Source organism: Biformimicrobium ophioploci (assembly GCF_030270605.1).
GTDB classification, from domain to species: Bacteria; Pseudomonadota; Gammaproteobacteria; order Pseudomonadales; family Cellvibrionaceae; genus Biformimicrobium; species Biformimicrobium ophioploci.
On the sequence record NZ_BSYJ01000001.1, the window covers coordinates 93,918 to 112,041 of the forward strand.

At 59.6% G+C, this 18,124-nt stretch carries 16 protein-coding genes; 8 read left to right on the plus strand and 8 right to left on the minus strand.

Annotated features, from left to right (window positions below; genetic code table 11):
- Positions 1 to 2: 2 nt before the first annotated feature.
- The 3 genes from QSJ80_RS00440 to QSJ80_RS00450 all read right to left on the minus strand — a co-directional run bounded on the left by QSJ80_RS00440 (position 3) and on the right by QSJ80_RS00450 (position 5,131).
- Positions 3 to 3,086: an efflux RND transporter permease subunit gene (locus QSJ80_RS00440; protein ID WP_285762294.1), complete on the minus strand. Its 3,084-nt coding sequence runs from the start codon at positions 3,084 to 3,086 to the stop codon at positions 3 to 5.
- Positions 3,087 to 3,177: 91 nt separating this feature from the next.
- Positions 3,178 to 3,987, minus strand: a complete 810-nt coding sequence (locus QSJ80_RS00445) for a LytR/AlgR family response regulator transcription factor (protein WP_285762295.1) — start codon at positions 3,985 to 3,987, stop codon at positions 3,178 to 3,180.
- 34 nt (positions 3,988 to 4,021) lie between these two features.
- Positions 4,022 to 5,131 carry a sensor histidine kinase gene (locus QSJ80_RS00450; RefSeq protein WP_285762296.1) on the minus strand — a complete coding sequence of 370 codons (1,110 nt, stop codon included), beginning with the start codon at positions 5,129 to 5,131 and terminating at the stop codon, positions 4,022 to 4,024.
- Positions 5,132 to 5,447: 316 nt separating this feature from the next.
- Here QSJ80_RS00450 and QSJ80_RS00455 point away from each other — a divergent pair, with 316 nt between their 5' ends.
- Together QSJ80_RS00455 and QSJ80_RS00460 are read left to right on the plus strand one after the other, a co-directional pair.
- Positions 5,448 to 7,496: a M13 family metallopeptidase gene (locus QSJ80_RS00455; protein ID WP_285762297.1), complete on the plus strand. Its 2,049-nt coding sequence runs from the start codon at positions 5,448 to 5,450 to the stop codon at positions 7,494 to 7,496.
- Positions 7,497 to 7,625: 129 nt separating this feature from the next.
- Entirely contained in the window at positions 7,626 to 8,249 is a 624-nt protein-coding gene (locus tag QSJ80_RS00460) for a hypothetical protein (RefSeq protein WP_285762298.1), read from the plus strand.
- 9 nt (positions 8,250 to 8,258) lie between these two features.
- On the opposite strand, the gene QSJ80_RS00465 is transcribed toward QSJ80_RS00460, so the two are convergent.
- The 4 genes from QSJ80_RS00465 to bioD form a co-directional block, all read right to left on the minus strand.
- On the minus strand, positions 8,259 to 8,927 hold the full coding sequence (locus QSJ80_RS00465; RefSeq protein WP_285762299.1) for a nitroreductase family protein: 669 nt from the start codon (positions 8,925 to 8,927) through the stop codon (positions 8,259 to 8,261).
- A gap of 9 nt (positions 8,928 to 8,936) precedes the next feature.
- Positions 8,937 to 9,134, minus strand: a complete 198-nt coding sequence (locus QSJ80_RS00470) for a DUF3094 family protein (RefSeq protein ID WP_285762300.1) — start codon at positions 9,132 to 9,134, stop codon at positions 8,937 to 8,939.
- A gap of 133 nt (positions 9,135 to 9,267) precedes the next feature.
- The gene (locus QSJ80_RS00475) at positions 9,268 to 11,049 is read right to left on the minus strand and encodes an acyl-CoA dehydrogenase C-terminal domain-containing protein (protein ID WP_285762301.1); all 1,782 of its coding nucleotides are present in this window, start codon (positions 11,047 to 11,049) and stop codon (positions 9,268 to 9,270) included.
- Positions 11,050 to 11,109: 60 nt separating this feature from the next.
- Positions 11,110 to 11,805 carry a dethiobiotin synthase gene (gene bioD / locus QSJ80_RS00480; RefSeq protein ID WP_285762302.1) on the minus strand — a complete coding sequence of 232 codons (696 nt, stop codon included), beginning with the start codon at positions 11,803 to 11,805 and terminating at the stop codon, positions 11,110 to 11,112.
- A gap of 354 nt (positions 11,806 to 12,159) precedes the next feature.
- Here bioD and QSJ80_RS00485 point away from each other — a divergent pair, with 354 nt between their 5' ends.
- From QSJ80_RS00485 to QSJ80_RS00495, 3 genes are all read left to right on the plus strand, one after another.
- Entirely contained in the window at positions 12,160 to 12,648 is a 489-nt protein-coding gene (locus QSJ80_RS00485) for a L,D-transpeptidase family protein (protein WP_285762303.1), read from the plus strand.
- Positions 12,649 to 12,814: 166 nt separating this feature from the next.
- Positions 12,815 to 13,237: a hypothetical protein gene (locus QSJ80_RS00490; protein WP_285762304.1), complete on the plus strand. Its 423-nt coding sequence runs from the start codon at positions 12,815 to 12,817 to the stop codon at positions 13,235 to 13,237.
- 10 nt (positions 13,238 to 13,247) lie between these two features.
- Complete coding sequence (locus tag QSJ80_RS00495) at positions 13,248 to 13,547, plus strand: hypothetical protein (protein ID WP_285762305.1); 300 nt, start codon at positions 13,248 to 13,250, stop codon at positions 13,545 to 13,547.
- 24 nt (positions 13,548 to 13,571) lie between these two features.
- Here the strand turns inward: QSJ80_RS00495 and QSJ80_RS00500 are convergent, their stop codons facing one another.
- Positions 13,572 to 14,756, minus strand: coding sequence for a hypothetical protein (locus QSJ80_RS00500; RefSeq protein WP_285762306.1), 1,185 nt, complete (start codon positions 14,754 to 14,756; stop codon positions 13,572 to 13,574).
- Positions 14,757 to 14,912: 156 nt separating this feature from the next.
- Here QSJ80_RS00500 and QSJ80_RS00505 point away from each other — a divergent pair, with 156 nt between their 5' ends.
- The 3 genes from QSJ80_RS00505 (at position 14,913) to QSJ80_RS00515 (ending at position 18,109) form a co-directional block, all read left to right on the plus strand.
- Complete coding sequence (locus tag QSJ80_RS00505) at positions 14,913 to 16,070, plus strand: porin (protein WP_285762307.1); 1,158 nt, start codon at positions 14,913 to 14,915, stop codon at positions 16,068 to 16,070.
- Positions 16,071 to 16,073: 3 nt separating this feature from the next.
- Entirely contained in the window at positions 16,074 to 16,802 is a 729-nt protein-coding gene (locus tag QSJ80_RS00510; RefSeq protein WP_285762308.1) for a DUF389 domain-containing protein, read from the plus strand.
- 62 nt (positions 16,803 to 16,864) lie between these two features.
- Positions 16,865 to 18,109, plus strand: a complete 1,245-nt coding sequence (locus tag QSJ80_RS00515) for a DUF2254 domain-containing protein (protein WP_285762309.1) — start codon at positions 16,865 to 16,867, stop codon at positions 18,107 to 18,109.
- Positions 18,110 to 18,124: the final 15 nt, after the last annotated feature.

Consider the following 18,124-nt stretch of genomic DNA (forward strand, 5'->3'; position numbering starts at 1 on the left):
AATTACCTCTCCGCTGCCAGCGCTGCATCATCCGCTTGAACCGGCGCCGGTGCCTTGCCGAGCTGCAGAAGCGTCGGCAACAAAATCAATGTAAACAGGGTACTGACAGCCATGCCGCCAACGATTACTGCGGCCAGGCCACGATAGATAGCCGCGCCTTCGCCCGGTGCAATGAGCAGCGGCAACATACCAAAAATACTGGTCAGCGTACTCATAAAGATGGGGCGCATACGTAAAGTCAGCGCCTGTTCCACTGCGGCCAGGCGCGTTGCGCCGTTGCGCTCCGCGGCACGGGTCTGGTGTACCAGCAGGATTGCGTTATTGACCACGAGGCCCAGCAAAATGACAAAGCCCATCATGGTGAGCAGGTCGAGCGGCTGGAAGGTCACCAGATTCAGTGCACGCAGCGCCAGTGCCCCGCCTACCGTGGCCAGCGGCAGCGTCAATAAAACCAGCCCGGCATCCTTCACCGAGCGGAACAGCGCGCTCATCAACAGGAACAGGATGATCAGGGCCAGAACAAAATTCTGGGACAGTGACTTCAATGCGTTCTGCAGGTCGGAAGCATTGCCACCGAGCAGGACGTTGCCATCGGAAAGCTCCGCCTTTACGCCGGGTAGTACCTGCGCTTCGATAATGGCCACCAGCTCTTCCAGGCTTTTATCGTCCGGCGGCAACACACTCAGCGTGATAGTCCGGCGTCCGTCCAGGCGGCGTATCTGGCCGGCACCGGTCGTGCGTTCCACACTGGCAATACTCGACAGTGGCAGCACGGCCCCATTCGGCATTGCCAGCGGTGTACGCGCCATATCATCCTGGGTGCGCCACTCCTTTGCCCTCAGGATAATATCCAGACGGTTTTCACCGTTGAAATATTCACCCACATACAGGCCATTGCCCAGTGCCCTTACAACGCTGCCAAGCGCCTGCCTGCTCCAGCCTTGCTCGTAAAGCGCATGGTCGTCCGGGCGCACGGTATATTCCGGGCTGTTACGCTCAAGGTTTGGCTGCGGGCGTACCGGCACCCCGGGCAGCGCTTCCGCCAGCAGATCGATGGCCTTTTGCGCCGCGCCTATCATGGCGTCCTCGTCCGGGCTCTGGATATGCAGATCCAGACCACGCCCACCGCCAAAGCCGCCGAACAGGCTGCCACGTGAGACAAAGCCACGGAAGTCCGGAATGTCCTTTGTAATTTCCGTACGCAGCAGATGTTCGATCTCGCCAATACGCGAGATATCCTGCACCCGGGCCCCCATCAATCCCCCGGCGCTCCAGGTGATGATGAAATAGTTTTTGAGTGCGGGCTCCTTCTCCCCCTTCATGTAGGGGGCCATCCGGCGACTCAGTTCTGCAACGATCTCCTCGCGGATAACTGTCATATTGGTCGCATTGGGATAGGAAAGCCGCACATTGACCTGATCATTTTTTACCGGCGGCAGGTAGTCCAGGGTTGGCAGTAGCGGTAACGTGACCAGCAATGGCAGTGCCAGCATGGTGACGATGATCAGCGGCCGGCGACTGGGCTTGCCCGTAAACGCCATGATCTTGCCCGCCCATTTCTTCCAGCGGTCCGCGAGGCGGTCTTCTAGCGCGCCCGCGGGCAGCCACAGTTTGGCCGCCACTGGCACCACCAGTACAGCGACCAGCAGGGAGAAAACCACCGCAACAGAAATCGTCAGCGCCAGGTCGCCAAAAATCTGGCCTTCCACACTCTCCAGAAAGAATACGGGAAGGAAAATGGCGATCGTTGTCGCGGTGCTGGCGAGCAGCGCGCCCCAAACCTGGGTTGCCCCCTCCAGCGAGGCCCTGAATGCCGGCTCTCCCTTTTCCCGCAGGCGCACGATGTTCTCCAGCACCACGATTGCGGCATCCAGCACCATACCAGAGGCAAACGCCAGGCCAGCGAGAGAAATTACATTCACGGTACGACCGGCGGCAGACAAAATGATAAAAGTTGCGAGCAGGGAAATCGGGATTGCAGCGGCAACAATCAGGGTGGCACGCCGGCGGCGCAGGAACCACCACAGCACGCCAACCGCAAATAGGATCCCGAGGAGCAGGTTGCCGCCAAGCAGGTTCAATGCGCGATAGATAAACACAGAGGAGTCAAACGACTGCACCATTGCGAGCTGCTTGTCCGCCAGAAGATCTTCATTGATTTCCGCGACCTTGTCCTTGACCTCTGCAAGGGTCGCCAGCAGGTTCGCTCCGGATTCCTTGTCGATTCGCATGGAAACCGCCGGATTGCCATTCTGGATCGACATGCCAAAATCCTGCCCGGGCCCCACCTTCACCTCCGCGATATCACGCAGGTGGACCGGCTGGCCGCCGCGCCACTCGAGAATCAGGTCACCGAGTTTTTCCGGGTCATACTCCCCTTCGAACCTGAGGGAATACTGGCGCCGGCCAACATCCACGGTACCGCCCGAAATATTACGCGAGCTCGCAAGCCGCTGCGCGACCTGCGGGATCTGGATGCCCTGTTCGGCCGCTTTCCACGGATCAAACAGGATCTGCAATTCATCCTGGTTGCTCGAACGCGAACGCACCTGCACAGCCGCGACCCCGTCAATCGACTCAATCTGCGGCTTGACCACATCTTCCAGGAACTGAACATATTCGCTGACTGGCGTATCGTTGCCTTCAAGCACCTGGAGGAAATAGTAGGTCAATGCTTCCGCATCACCACCACGGCCCCCGAGGTTTACCTGTGGCGGAGTTGCATCCCGCGGTAGTGGAGGCAGGCGATTGAGGCGGCTGATCACATTGATCAACGTCTTGTTCATATCGGTGCCCAAACCGAATTCCAGTTCTACGCTTGTCCGTCCCGGGTTGATTGAAACCTCCATGGTTTCCATCCCGGTAAGCCCCTTCAGGACCGATTCGATGGGCTGGGCTATTTCCGATTCCATCTCCTGGGGGGATGCCGCGCGCCAGCCCGCACTGATAAAGATGCGTGGCTTCTCGATCGACGGCAGCAGCTGGATCGGCAGCTGCGAGGCAAGGAAAATGCCCAGGACAATTGTCATCACTACACCGACCGCAGTGGCAGCCGGGTTCTTCAGGGCAGCGGCGGTTAGCGCCATTAGAGTCTCCGAAAAACTGTTATTTGCCTTTAGCAAAAACCAGCCTTACAGCTGGCACTGGAACTTTGGGCGCAACGTCTAAAGCAGGCCTTTAGAGAAAGTGCTGCACTTTGTTTTTATAACTGCGACTCATCTTCAGGCGCTCACCGTTGTTCAGGACCAGGTGGTACTCGCCGTTGATATGCGCAACGATTTTCTCAACGCGCGCCAGGTTGACGATAGTAGAACGATGTATGCGCTGGAACACTGCCGGGTTCAGCTGTTGCTCCAGTTCCTTCATGGTGATTCGCATGACGTGGGTCTCACCACAGGCATGCACGCACATATAGTCGCCGGCCGCATCGATCCAGTCGATTTCCCTGGCGGGCACCAGTGTGATCCGCCCCGAATCCTTGATTGCGATTTTTTCCGGGTAGGGACTGGTGGCGGCGCTCTCGCCAGCAGCCAGCCTGTCCTCGATGGTCTGTTCGGTTTGCTGGGTTAGCTCCGCCACCGCGCGCAGCAGGTGCTCGCGATCCGATGCCAGGCTGTCGCTGGCGATACGCTCGCGCACGCGCTCGATTGCCTGCGCCAGGCGCTCCTCTTCCAGCGGCTTCAATACATAGTCCACCGCGTTGATGTCGAAGGCTTCTACCGCAAACTGATCGTAGGCGGTAACGAACACCACCGCGGGCATGTCCGCCTCATCCAACTGGCGCACCACATCGAAGCCGCCCATACCGGGCATCTGGATGTCCAGGAACACAACATCGGGCTTTAGCGCCGGAATCTGCTCCAGCGCCTCGCGGCCGTTGCCGCATTCCGTGAGAACTTCGACCGAACCCAGTGCCTCCAGGCGCAGGCGCATACCGCGCCGTGCCAACGGCTCGTCATCGACAATGATCGCTTTCAGCTGTTGCATGCCAATCCCTTGATTTTGAATTTTCTACTGTCCGCTAGCTATGCAGCGCGACTTTCTTGCGTACGGTTTCGTAAGGCAGCCGAATTCGCACGGCAAGACCACCCAGGTCACTGGCGGTAAAGCGAATATCCTGCTCCTTGCCGTAGAGCACCTGCAGGCGTTCGCGGGTATTGCGCACACCGACACCGGAACTGCCTTCGAGATTAGACAGGTTCACAACCGGTTCACCGGAGCCACTGTCGGAAACCGCCAGATGCAGCTCCCCGGAAATAACACGAGCCTCGATCCTGATGCTACCGCCTTCTTCGCGGCGGGAAATCGCATACTTGATAGCATTTTCAACCATGGGCTGCAGCAGCAGGCTCGGCACCAGGGCGTACTGGGCAGCATCGTCCATCCGCACGTCTACCTGCAAGCGCTCACCAAAGCGCACTTTCTCGATATCGAGGTACAGCATCAGGGCCTCGACCTCTTTCTCGAGCGTGACCTTCTGCATTGGGTCGTTATCGAGAGAGTGCCGCAGAAACTGTGACAGCCGCGTGACCATGGCGTTCGCGGTGGGGCTGTCCTTATCCAGAATCAGGGTGGAAATGGCATTCAGTGTGTTGAACAGGAAATGCGGGTTGAGCTGGTAGCGCAACATCTTCAACTGGGCCTGGTGGGCCATCGACTCCGCCCGCAGGGCCTTCTCCCGCTCCTCGCGAGAGGCACGGTAATATTTGATGGCAAAATACGCACCGGTCCAGGTGACATAAATCATGAAGGAGTAGGCGTACCAGTAGAAGCTGTCACCCCACTTGAGGCCGCCCTCTTCCGGAAATGCCCAGACATTGCCCAGTTTCTTCAGTAGCGCCCAGAGCAGCGCCGCCAGCGTGATAGCCAGCAAAGTACCAATTACCCGCCTCAGCGGCTCGCGGTTCCACAGGCGCAGGTAAATACGGCGCATGGGGATCGTCAGCAGCCAGCCAGTAATGGTGGCAACCAGCATATAGAGGGCCTGGGCCAGATGATCATCTACCCAGAAGTGTCCGCCAATATAGGTGGCAAACCCGTATCCGCTCCAGCCGAGGAGCTGGAACGCCCGGTACTGGCGCTTGGGGTCTTCCAGCCTGGCGCTGGCATATTGGAAAAGTCGGCTGCTCATCGGGTCCTGTCAGGGTCCTGTGTGTTCGTATAGCGCGATCGGGGAAGGAGCTTCAACCCGAAACAACGCGAGCCTGCCAGCATAAGGGGGTTCTGCTTGCTTGCCCATACAGCCGGCCGCAGGAGCCCCGCAATTTACCGCAAGTACTTGGCCATTCGTGGCGCGCAGGTCTATGCTGGCCGGCCCGGGCAATCCCGGCAACAGGCGCCAGGCCGCGGCCCGTGGCAATACCCGACAGGCTATGCCAATATCGCTGCCGTGATGCGCGGCAGACGCGCTCAACCAGAATTCCTATAAAAACCAGGGAACCCCTATCGTGAAAAAAGCCTTCGCCCTCAGTGCGATGCTGCTGGCCATTAGCGGCTGTGAACAAAAAGTCACAGCGCCCGCCGCAGACACCGCGCAACTCAAGTCCGGCATCGAGCTGGAGCACATGGATACCAGCGTCAAACCCGGCGACGATTTCAACGCATTCGTCAACGGCAACTGGATCAAGAACACCGAAATCCCGGCCGACAAATCCCGCTTCGGCAGCTTCAACATCCTGCGCGACCAGTCGCAGGAACACGTCAAGGCGATCATCGAAGCGTCCGCCACAGGGGATTTCCCTGCAGGCTCCGACGAGCAAAAAGTGGGCGACCTGTACAAATCGTTCACCGATATGGAAACCCGCAACCAGCTGGGCATCACGCCGCTGGCCGGCGACTTTGAGCGCATTGCACAGATCGGCAACCACGCCGACCTGGCTGTGTACTTTGCCGAGGCCAACAAGACCGGCGTCGACCTGCCGTTCGGTATCGGCCAATACGCCGACCTCAAGAATCCCAGCGCTTACATGGTCTTCACCTGGCAGGGCGGCCTCGGCCTGCCGGACCGCGAGTATTACTTCAAGGAAAGTGAAAAATCCGAGCAGGTGCGTTCAGCCTACCGGCAGCACATTGCCAAGATGCTCACCCTCACCGGTATCACTGAAGCCGACAAGGCTGAAGAAGCCGGCGCATTGATTTACGCGCTGGAAGAACGCCTCGCCGGCGAACACATGAAAAAAGAGCAAGCGCGTGACTGGGTAACCATGTATAACCCCGTCGCACTGGCTGAACTACCCCAGCTGATGCCCGAGTTTAACTGGGAAGGCTTTATCAACACCGCGCAGCTTGGCGACTTGGACAAGCTTGTTGTAACACAGGTCGACTACATGAAGGCGCTGGATGGCATCATCGCCGACACGCCGCTGGATGCCTGGCAGCTGTACCTAAAATGGAACGTGGCCCGCGCAGCAGCACCCTACTTGAGCGACGAGGTCTATGCGCAGCACTTCGACTTTAACAGCCGTACCCTGTACGGGGTGGAAGAACCGCGCCCGCTCTGGCGTCGTGGCGTCAGCCTGGTGAACCAGCATCTGGGTGAAGTGGTCGGCAAGGTTTACGTGAAAGAACACTTCCCGCCGGAAGCCAAGGCCCGCATGCAGGAACTGGTGGCAAACCTGATCAAGGCTTACGAGAAGAGCATCAAGGAACTGGACTGGATGACCGATGCCACCAGGACAGAGGCGTTGGACAAACTGTCCAAGTTTACGCCCAAGATCGGCTATCCGGACAAATGGAAAGACTACTCCTCTCTCGAAGTGCGCGGCGATGACCTGTACGGCAACATAAAGCGTTCCACCCTTTTCGATTACGCCGAAATGCTGGAAAAGCAAAAGGGCCCTGTGCGCAAACACGAATGGGGTATGACCCCGCAAACTGTGAACGCCTACTACAGCCCGGCACTAAACGAAATCGTGTTCCCGGCAGCCATCCTGCAGCCGCCATTCTTTAACATGGAAGCCGAAGACGCGGTAAATTACGGCGGCATCGGTGCCGTAATTGGCCACGAAATCGGCCATGGTTTCGATGACAAGGGCAGCACCTTTGACGGCAACGGCGTACTGCGCAATTGGTGGACCGACGCGGATAAGTCCGAGTTCAAGAGCCGTACCGACAAGCTGGTGGAACAGTTCAGCGGCTTCAAGCCGTTTGAAGACCTGAGCGTCAACGGCGAATTCACCCTGGGCGAAAACATCGGCGACCTCGGCGGCCTCAGCATCAGCATGCTGGCCTACAAGATGTCCCTGGGCGAAGAAGAAGCTCCGGTGATCGACGGCTTCACCGGCGAACAGCGCGTATTCCTCGGCTGGGGCCAGGTGTGGCGCGCGAAAATGCGCGACGAAGCGCTGCGCAACCTGATCAACACCGACCCGCACTCCCCGGCGATGTACCGCATCAACGGCACCGTGCGCAACGTACCGGAGTTCTACAGTGCGTTCGACGTGCAGGAAGGCGATGCGCTTTACCTCCCGCCGCAAGAACGTGTGAAAATCTGGTAAGCCGCCAACTGAGCTGCAAACCTCACAAAGCCCCGCATCGCGGGGCTTTTTTATTGCCTATCCTGTGAATTCAACGGGCTGCGGCCCCGGAAGATCGACATTCAGGAGGGGTTCTTGCGCGCGCTTTGCTTGTTAATACTTCTGGCCTGGGTCCTGCCGGCCCACGCCACCCCCACGCCGGGCACCTACCCGATAGATTCGCGCCAGTCCCGCATCGACCTGTTCACAGGCCGCGCCGGCCTGCTGCGCCACAAGGGCCATATGCATTCGGTCAGTGCTACCAGGCTTCGGGGGACTATTGAAGTACAGGAGGACCGGAGCGCAGCCGGGTACCTGGTGCTGTCGGCCAGTGAACTGGTTGTGGATGCACCGGAGGTGCGTGCGCGTCGCGGCGGCGAATTTTTGAAGCCTATATCTGCACAGGACGCCGAGGCCACCCGAAAGAACATGCTCAGCGAAAGGCTCCTGCACGCGGCGCGCTTCCCGGATATCGTGGTCTCAATGACGATCCCGGACGTACAGGCGAGCAGCCCGGTATTCAACCTGGACATCATCGTCAGGGGCCGCGCATTCCGGAAGGTTGTAAGGGGAGGCTCGCTGCAGGTGATCGACGACCGGGTGATCGCCACGGCCGACTTCCACCTGAGTCACCGCGATCTCGGGCTCAAGCCCTTCAGTGCCGTCTACGGCATGCTGCGCGTCGCGCGGCGCATCGAGTTCAGCGTCGAGGTACACGCACGCCGGCAACAGTAACCCGCGCAATCAGACAAAGTCGGAAATTTCCTGCAGCGGTTTCTTGCTGATTGCCGGCACCTCGGCGCCGTCAGCGGGCTTACCCACAACCAGCAGAATATACGGGCGCTCATCGGCGGGACGGCCCAGTATTTTGTTCAGGAACTTCATCGGGCTCGGCGTATGCGTGAGGCTGGCAAGGCCCGCCCGGTGCAATGCCGCGATCAGGAAACCGGTGGCGATACCCACGGATTCCGAGGTGTAATAATTCTTGAGCTTCTCGCCGTTCGGGCCTTTGGAGAATTTCTTCAGGAAAATCGCGATCAGGTAGGGTGCGGTTTCCAGGAACGGCTTGTGCGCGTCAGTGCCGAGCGGAGCCAGCGCATCCAGCCACTCCTCCGACGCGCGGCGCTCGTAGAATTCGCGCTCTTCCGCCTCGGCGGCAATTCGGATCTGGCGCTTGATATCCGCGCTTTCCACCACAACAAAGTGCCACGGCTGCATATTGGCACCATTGGGTGCGGTGCCTGCCGCCAGCAAGGCCTGCTCGATCGCTTCCCGCGGTACTGGCTCGCTGGAGAAATCGCGTACCGTGCGCCTGCCTTTGACCTCGTCATAAAAAGCGCGGGCGGACGCACACATCTGCGCGTCGTCCTGCCGCTCGAATACCAGCGGCTCGAAACCGGTTACCTCAGCCATGAAAGCTCCTCAGACCACGCCCTTGGTGCGCGCGATCACCAGACTCAGGAAGGATAGTGCGGTCAGCACCACGACGATTACCCCCATGAGCATCCACGGGCGGAAGGGTTTGCGATCGACGCTGTGCACGCCGCGGCTGATATAGGCATCGACACGTGCCTGGTCTTCACCGGAAAGTACCGGCGCAGAGTCCTGGTGTTCTGGCATTGGGGCTTACCCGTTATTGCTTTATGCCAGTGTAAAAGCAACCGGAAAGGCGGGGCAAGTTCTGCCCTGCGCCTTCCGGTTACATTGCGGTCACATTGCGGTCACATTCCGGTCAGATAGCTGCGGCAGGGGCTCAGAACAGGCCTGCGTCCAGCTGCATCAGGGTATCACTGCCGGCCAGCACGGACTTGCTGAGCGCTGCGGTTTGCGGCAGCAGGCGGGCAAAGAAGAAGCGTGCCGTCTGTACCTGGGAACGGTAGAACGCATCCGCGTCCTGTTTCTCCAGTGCAACGGCCGCCATGCGCGCCCACATGAACGCATAGCCCACGTATCCGATCAGGTGCAGGTATTCCACCGATGCCGCGCCCACCGCGTGGGGGTCATTTTTCGCCGCATCGATTACCGCAGCGGTGACTTCGCGCAGGTTTTCCAGCTCAGCCGCGAGCGGCTGGATGAATTCAGCCATGGCCGCATTGCCAGACTGCTGATCGATAAACGCCTGCACGTCGTCCGCAAACAGCTGGAACAGCGCGCCACCATTGGCGACGGTCTTGCGCCCCATCAGGTCCAGCGCCTGGATGCCGTTGGTGCCCTCATAGATCTGTGCGATACGGACATCACGGACCAGCTGCTCCTGCCCCCATTCGCGGATGTAGCCGTGGCCACCGAATACCTGCTGACCGAGAACCGTACAGTCCAGCCCCTTGTCAGTGAAGAAGGCTTTCGCAACCGGGGTCAGCAGGGCCACCATACCCTCGGCGTGGACCTGCTCATCACCCTCGCCAAACTTGGCGATATCGAGCCACTGGGCAACATAGGTCGAGAGTGCACGGCCCGCGCCGATAAACGCCTTCTGTGTCAGCAGCATGCGGCGCACGTCCGGGTGCACGATGATCGGGTCGGCGCTTTTCTCTGGCGCGGCGGCACCACCGGGTGAGCGGCTCTGCAGGCGCTCACGGGCGTAGTCCACCGCACTCTGGTAGGAACGCTCCGAGGCGCCCAGGCCCTGGATACCCACACCGAGTCGCTCGTAGTTCATCATGGTGAACATGGCGGCCAGGCCCTTGTTGAGCTCGCCCACCAGCCAGCCCTTGGCCCCGTCGAAATTCATCACGCAGGTGGCAGAAGCCTTGATGCCCATCTTGTGCTCGATAGAACCACAGTGCACACCATTGCGCTCGCCGAGGCTACCATCCTCGTTCACCTGTATTTTCGGCACCAGGAACAGCGAGATACCGCGGGGGCCCGCTGGCGCGTCCGGCAGCTTGGCCAGCACCAGGTGGATGATGTTCTCGGACAGGTCCTGCTCACCGCCGGTAATAAAGATCTTGGTGCCGGTAATGGCATAGCTGCCATCGTCCTGAGGCTCGGCCCTGGTGCGGATGATGCCGAGGTCCGTGCCGGCATGGGGCTCGGTCAGGTTCATGGCACCGGCCCACTCGCCGCTGTACATCTGCGGCAGGTACCGCTCCTTCAGGGCTTCGCTGGCGTGGGCATCGATGGCGAGGCAGGCACCGTTGGTCAGTACCGGGTACAGCGCAAAGGAAATATTGGCCGCGCAGACCATTTCCTCAACCTGCACCCCCAGCATCTTGGGCATGCCCATACCACCGTATTGCGGGTTACCAAGCAATGCGCCCCAGCCGCCCTCACTGTAGGTGCGGTAGGCCTCGGCAAAGCCCTGCGGCGTGGTTACGACGCCTTCGTTCCAGCTACAGCCTTCCTCATCACCACTGCGGTTGATCGGCTCCAGGGTATTGGCCGCAAGCTTGCCCATTTCCTCGAGGATGGCGTCGACGGTATCCGGGTCGGCGGCCTCCGCCAGCGCAGGCAGTCGCGCCCACAGTGCCGGTGCATCAAAGACCTCGTTCAGCAGGAAGCGCATTTCGCGCAATGGAGCCTCGTAGTCGGCCATGGGTATCCCCTTATTCTGTTCGCGGGCGGCCCCGCACAATTTCAAACAATTGTTTTAAATCTATGTTTGAACCCCGATTCTGTCAATGTCGAGAAAGCCCGCCCCGGCTTGAAAATCCGCCCCCTCAACGTGCGGCACCCGCCCCAGGCAGGGCGCCGGCAGCAGCCGGCAGAGGGTGTCAAAGTTCTCATCCGGGCGCGCCATTTCCGCGGCGCCAAAATTCGCCACCCAACCCGCCAGCGGCAGGCCGTCGCGACGGATCGCCTCGGCCGTCAGCACTGCGTGGTTGATACAGCCAAGCTTCATCCCCACCACCAGGATCACCGGCAGCTCCAGCGCCCGCGGCAGGTCCGACAGGAAACCCTGCGGTCCCAGCGGCACGCGCCAGCCGCCCGCACCTTCCACCAGGGTAAAGTCCTGTCCCGCCCCCAGCACACCGCGGCAGAACCCCGCCAGGCGCATCGGATCGAGCCGGCGCCCGGCCTCTGCCGCGGCGATATGCGGCGCGATGGCGGGCTCCAGTGCCACCGGGTTGACCTGTTCATAGGCCAATTCTGCACTCATGGCAGACATCAGCAGCAGTGCATCACTGTTGCGCAGCCCGTCGGATGTCTGCTCGCAGCCGGATGCCACCGGCTTGATGGCTGCTGTCGAGAGGCCTTTTCGGCGGGCCGCTGCCAGCAACGCACAGGCGATAAATGTCTTGCCGGCATCGGTATCCGTGCCGGCGATAAAGAAGGCCTGTTTGGTTGGCATTTTTCCCCCTGTCTGGAATTGACGGTCAATTGGTGACCGGATCGATTGTATTGGTTCTTATCTCGGATCGCCTTGCATCTGGCGGGAAATGCGCTAAGAGAGGCGAAATTCCGTCACCTGTGCGCCCATTAAATTAGGCGAAAGAACTCTGCTTTCAGCCACATTTGGGCAAAGTTACTAGCGACCAAAAAGTGATCACTTTACACAACTTTTCACTTCCACCCCCCAAAGCACGATGGTAATTTACTGCCGAACCGAGCAATAAATAGCCAAATTCGCACTGGCGCAGCAATGCGCGCCAAGCCGGGGGCGGCAGGCTCACAACGAAAATTATTGACCTGCGGTTTGTTTTCTATGAAGCAGCTTGGAATCCTTTTTCTGGCATGGTTTATGCCCACACTGGCCATGGCCAAGGCACAGCCGGTTGACCTGGTGGTCGTACACAAATCGAAGTCGCTGATGCAGCTGATCCGCTCCGGCAAGGTGGTGCGCAGCTTCAATGTGGTATTTGGCAAAAACCCCAGGGGCCACAAGATCCGCGAGGGTGACAAGCGCACCCCGGAAGGGCGTTACACACTCGACTGGAAAAAGGAAAACAGCACCTATTATCGCGCAATCCGCATCGACTACCCGAACGCCCAGGATCGCGCCCGCGCAGCCAAGCTGGGCGTCAGCCCGGGTGGCAGTATCATGATCCACGGCCAGAAGCCGGAGTGGAAGAACATCGAGAAATACCTGACCCGCATGAACTGGACCGACGGCTGTATCGCCGTGACCAACTCCGAGATGGATGAGATCTGGAGCCTGGTGCAGGTCGACACGCCGATCGAAATCTATCCCTGACGCCAACCCGCTCAGCGGGCCAGGCCAGCCGGCAATCCCGGGCCCTCAACTTGGGGGCCACCACAGGGGTTGCCGGCTTCTTTTATTATCGATTGCCTAACGGCAGCCATTCCGATACCTTGCCGCGCTGAAGGCAACAGATTGATCGAGCAGAACCGGTATCAACGTGGACGTATTCAACAGAATCCAGGACGGCGATTTGGCGCTGACCGAATCCGAAGCCAAACTCGTACGCAATATCACGCGCGACGCCCCCACCCTGGTGGCATTCAACAACGGCAAGGCGTCCGACGTGTTTGACATCATGGCGCGCCACAATGCCATCGCCGAGTCCTCCGGGGAAGATTTCCATCACACCCAGGTCATGGTGGAAATGGAACTGTGGATGCTCAACCTGCCCGATACCACCCAGATCCTGTTTACCAGTTACTGCTCCACCCACGAGGTGCTGCATGTACAAGCCGAGATCAATCCCTACAATCGCATCGACCTCTACGGCCTGCTGACAGACTACATCGTCTACAGCATCCAGTTCGGCGGCGACCAGCCGCCGGAAAAAGCCGAAGTCATCCGCTTCCCGGTGCACTGAGCAAACTCGCATGACAGGCGAAACTGGCGCGGCAGCGGCCGAAAGCAAGAAAGTAGCAGAGGAGACTCCAGCCGGGCATTCCCGCCTGGAGGCCCTGCTGGGGTGGCTCGGCACCGCGCTGTCGATTGCCGGCGCCCTGCTGATGTCTCTGAATATTCCCCAGTCGGGCCTGGCCTACGCCCTGTTCCTGCCCGGTTCATTCTGCCTGCTGCTGTGGGCGCGCCTGACCGGCCACAAGCACCAGATACTGCTCAACAGTGTGTTCGTCAGCATCAACCTGCTCGGTGTGGCGCGCTGGATCCTGAACTAGCGCCCCCTGCCCGGCTGGACCCCACTAGGGGTTGAGGCTGGTCTGGCGCTCGTGCGCCCGCAAGCGCGCCATGAATACGGACTCCCCCGGGGGCTGGATGCCTGCCAGTGCTCCCTGCACGAACAGGTCCGGTGCCGGCGGCACCTCATTCACCCCGTCTACCATCGGGAAAGTCGCGCGCACCTTGATCAGTTTGTCTGCCTTGTTGAATACATAGACCACGGTATGGAAACGGCTGCCCTTGGCATCCACCAAACCGCCGGAGAAAGACACGCCCTGGAAGCGGCGATCATCCAGCTGCCAGTCCAGGCGGCGGTTCGCACCGAGGGAAACCTCCGGGAACACCCCCTGCGCCTGCAGCGACCCCAGCTCTGCGCGCACGCTATCGGCCTCGCCCTCTACCAGCGCTGCCACATCGCTCCAGTCCACGCTGAGCGCCGGGAAAATAAAGATATCCGCACGGTCAAAGGTGAACCGGCGATGCTCGAACCGCAGCATCACACCCTGTAGCGGGTTGCTATAGCGATAGCGGTCAATAAACACATAATCCGCGATCTGCTCCGGCACGGTCAGGTCGTTGTCGTAATCGCTGGCTCCCAGGGCACCTGCCAGGTACTCCGGCGAAAACACACCTTCGCGCCGGGCATCCTCGACAAACCGGCTGGCAACCAGGTCGGCAAGCTGGTCGTCATAGCTGTTCACCCCGGAAAAGAGGTGCACGCTGTGGCTGAACGGGATTTCGTATTGATAACGGCGCACCAGCGCATTGCGCCAGCTCACCACCACCTCAGCTTTCAGCGTCTGCTGCATGACCGTGGGCAACACCATCAGGGTCGCGCCGGATAGCGCGGCGTTGCCGATCTCCTTGCCGGATTCCGTATCGAATACGGCCAGTGTCACGGATATCGCGTATTCCCTGTCATCGTCGCCGACAGACACTTCATGAAAGGCCCCAGTGCTCTGCAGGCGGCTGTGCAGGCGCGACAACTCGAAGTAATTCATGCTGCAATGCTGCAGCACGGACTGTTCATCGTACTCGCGACAGTCGCTCTCCAGCGCATCGCTGGGCTGCTTGTAAAACAGGCCCACAGCAGGAAAGACTGGCTCGGCAATCGTTCCCGGAGCTGTTTCGACCGGCTGCTGCGCAGCGCAACCGGCGAGCAGCAGCACCCCCGCCAGGAGCAGGCTCCGGTTTAAAAATCTGGACAAAGATACCCCCCGATTCCTTATCTTTATCTATGTCCGGAGCATGCCACAAAGCGCGATGCGCCAAAAGCGCGGAAGGCCCGGGCGTTGTAACATTTGCACAGCGCCGTTCATCTACAGTGAATACTGAGTTTCAAGGATGTAAGGCGCTGTACCGGGATGACCCACCTGCCCCTCCCAGACCACCTCCGGACCCGCTTCCCGGGCTCCCGCCCCTGGCACTTTGGCAAGATTTCTGCCGCCGTGCTGGCATGCCTGCTAGCGGGCGCCCCAGCGCTGGCAGAGCAAAGCGAAACGGTGATCCCGGATACCTACTGGGACATCGCCGACATGTACGAAAACGACAAGGGCGACTACCTGAAGCTGTCCGGCCGCCTGCATGCGGACGGGGCCGTCTTCGATGCCAACCAGGGCAACTATTCGGACCTGTTGTGGCGGCGCTTCCGGTTTGGTGTCAAGGGTGAACTGTCGGGCATGACCTATGCCATCGAAGCCGACATGAACCTGAACAACACCATGACGAACTGGTACAACCGGCTGACGGATGCCTATTTGCAGTGGAAGTTCGACAACGGCACCAAAATCAGGATCCTCAAGCAGTCCGCGGGTTTCACCCTGGATGGTGGCACTTCCTCCAAGAAACTGTTCACGCCGCAGCGCAACAATCTGACCAACAACCTCTGGTTCACCGCCGAGTATTTCACAGGCGTCAGTGTCACCAATACCTTTGCCGACGAGTGGGAATACTACGCCGGCGTGTTTGCCACTGACGGCGACCCGGAAATCGGCATCGACGATGCCGGCTACTTCACCCTGTTCAAGCTCGGGCGTGAATTTGGTGAAACCCGCGCCTGGGACAAGGCCAGGTTCCGGTTTGACTACGTTTATAACGATGCCGACCCCAACGCCAACACCCGCGATTATTCCGATGTGTACAGCGTCAGCAGTCATATTGACCGGGGGGACTGGGAGGTACGCACAGACCTGGCCTACGGTGATGGTTATGACGGTCAGGGCGACCTCTGGGGTTTTGTCGTGATGCCGGCCTATCAGCAGACCGATGTGGTTCAATGGGTCGTGCGCTTCACCCACATCGAGTCCAATCGCGATGGCAGCGTGCGCCTCGGTCGTTACGAGAGCAGTGTGGTTTCGGACCGCGGAGATATCTATTCCGAAGTCTTCGGTGGTGTGAACTTCTATCTCAACGAGCACAAGTTCAAGATTCATCTTGGTGCCCAGGTAGCGGATGCGGAAGGCGACGATGGCAGGCAGTATGACGGTATCGGCTTCACCGCCTCCCTCAGGATCTACTGGTGATACATGGGCGAGCAGAAGCCGAGTGTCATCCCCAGCTGGCGCGAGCTGATTGAGGAAGCCGCGCCACTAGAAGAAATCATATCGCACATGCGACCGAGCCTGCTGGACCTCGGTATCGCCATTGCCGCCGGTGGTGCCGGTGCCTACGCGTTCACGCGCCCGAATGTTTCCTCGGCACTGGCCGGTATCGCCATTGCGGTCGCTCTGGTGCCACCGCTGTGCACGGTAGGTATTGCCCTGGCACTGGGGCAGGAAGCCAGCATAGAGGTTGGCATCATTATCGATGACCTGAGTGCCCGTGGCCCATTCCTGCTATTTCTCACCAACTTCTTCGGTATCGTGTTTGCGGCGACGCTGGTTTTCTTCTGGCAGTACTACCGTCGCACCCTCGCAGGGGCCTTCGCAGTGATTGTTTCCTTCATCGGCCTCGCCCTCATCCTGCGTCCACTGGATACCGGCACTGTCGATTTACTTACCCATAACATGGTAAACCGCAGCCTGATCACGGAGAGCTATGAATTACTGCGCGGGAAGGAGGATATACGTTTCACCCATATCAGCACCCAGGTTCGTGAAAATGTAGTGCTGGTGCGCGCAGACCTGGTCGCAGCTCCCGGGGTTATTAACGATCAATTCGTGCAGGAATTACAGCGCAGTCTTGAGAAAATTATCGAGCAGCCGGTGGAGCTGGAACTCGGGGTCATATCCGAAAATACGCTCTATGCAAAATAGTCGAAACAGTAATTCGACAATTGTGTATAGCTCCAGTTCAGTGAGAGAGGAAGGGCACTGATATGCTGCGGTGGGCCCTGCGACGCCTGCGCGAGAAACTCTGGTTTCGCCCCCTGCTCGCCTGCCTGGTTTCGATTGTTTCAGTCTGGGTTGCGAGCGTACTCGATCGCATACCAATATCGCTGCCATTGCCGAAAATCTCAGTGGACTCACTGGAATTTCTGCTCTCCGTGCTCGCCACCAGCATGCTGGTCATGGCGACTTTTGCCGTTGGCGCAATGGTATCGGCCTACGCTTCCGCCAGCGTTATCGCCACGCCGCGCTCGGTTTCCCTGGTCATCGCCGACGACGTATCCCAGAACACACTCTCGTCGTTTCTGGGCGCCTTTATCTTCAGTCTGGTGGCACTCAGCGCGCTGAAAAATGATGTGCTGGAGGAGATCGGTATCCTGCTGATCTCTGCACTGACCATCCTCGCCTACACCCTGGTAATCGGTGCCTTCCTGCGCTGGGTCGACAGGATTGCCCGGCTTGGCCGCATGAGCACCACCATCGATGCGGTCGAGGAAGCCGCGCATTCCGCACTGCAACACTACCGCCACCACCCGAACCTTTGCGCGCTACCGGTCGAGCCACTCGAATCCAATGCGGTGCCCATCTATGCAAGTGATATCGGCTACGTGCAACATATCGATATCGACGCACTACAGAATGCAGCCGAAACCGATCGTGGCCTCATCGAGATATCGGCGACCCCCGGCAGCTTCGCATGCCCGAACCAGCCGCTTGCATACTGGATCGCGGAGGATGCCGTGGCGGAATTTGCTCCGGAGAATATTTGCAGTGCGTTCGTCATAGGCGGCGACAGAACCTACGAATATGACCCGAGACTGGGCCTGCTGGCGCTTTCTGAGATCGGCAGCCGCGCCCTGTCCCCGGGGGTCAATGACCCGGGCACGGCAATCGATGTCATTGGCACCCTGGTAAGACTGTTCAGCAACTGGGCTGCCCCCTGCCCGGACGCGGCGGAAGAAAAACCGAAGTACACACGCGTGCGGTGCCCGGCGCTGTCCACGCACGACCTGTTCGACGATGCGTTCGGCGCTATTGCAAGGGACGGTGCTGCCAATGTGGAAGTGATGGTGCGACTGCAGAAAGGACTGGCCGCCCTTGCGGTGCTGCCGGCACCGGATGTGCGGGAAGCGGCAATGACCCAGTCGGCGCTGGCACTGGAGCGCGCGGCACTGGCCATGAACTTCGAAAAAGACCTCGCGGCAGCCAGGCAGGCAGCTCCCAAACCGCAATGACGTTAAAGGGCTTGA

Coding starts and splice junctions, on each gene's coding strand:
- QSJ80_RS00440 (WP_285762294.1), bottom strand. CDS start 3,086: ATGGCGCTAACCGCCGCTGCCCTGAAGAACCCGGCTGCCACTGCGGTC.
- QSJ80_RS00445 (WP_285762295.1), bottom strand. CDS start 3,987: ATGCAACAGCTGAAAGCGATCATTGTCGATGACGAGCCGTTGGCACGG.
- QSJ80_RS00450 (WP_285762296.1), bottom strand. CDS start 5,131: ATGAGCAGCCGACTTTTCCAATATGCCAGCGCCAGGCTGGAAGACCCC.
- QSJ80_RS00465 (WP_285762299.1), bottom strand. CDS start 8,927: ATGGCTGAGGTAACCGGTTTCGAGCCGCTGGTATTCGAGCGGCAGGAC.
- QSJ80_RS00470 (WP_285762300.1), bottom strand. CDS start 9,134: ATGCCAGAACACCAGGACTCTGCGCCGGTACTTTCCGGTGAAGACCAG.
- QSJ80_RS00475 (WP_285762301.1), bottom strand. CDS start 11,049: ATGGCCGACTACGAGGCTCCATTGCGCGAAATGCGCTTCCTGCTGAAC.
- bioD (WP_285762302.1), bottom strand. CDS start 11,805: ATGCCAACCAAACAGGCCTTCTTTATCGCCGGCACGGATACCGATGCC.
- QSJ80_RS00485 (WP_285762303.1), top strand. CDS start 12,160: ATGAAGCAGCTTGGAATCCTTTTTCTGGCATGGTTTATGCCCACACTG.
- QSJ80_RS00495 (WP_285762305.1), top strand. CDS start 13,248: ATGACAGGCGAAACTGGCGCGGCAGCGGCCGAAAGCAAGAAAGTAGCA.
- QSJ80_RS00505 (WP_285762307.1), top strand. CDS start 14,913: ATGACCCACCTGCCCCTCCCAGACCACCTCCGGACCCGCTTCCCGGGC.
- QSJ80_RS00510 (WP_285762308.1), top strand. CDS start 16,074: ATGGGCGAGCAGAAGCCGAGTGTCATCCCCAGCTGGCGCGAGCTGATT.
- QSJ80_RS00515 (WP_285762309.1), top strand. CDS start 16,865: ATGCTGCGGTGGGCCCTGCGACGCCTGCGCGAGAAACTCTGGTTTCGC.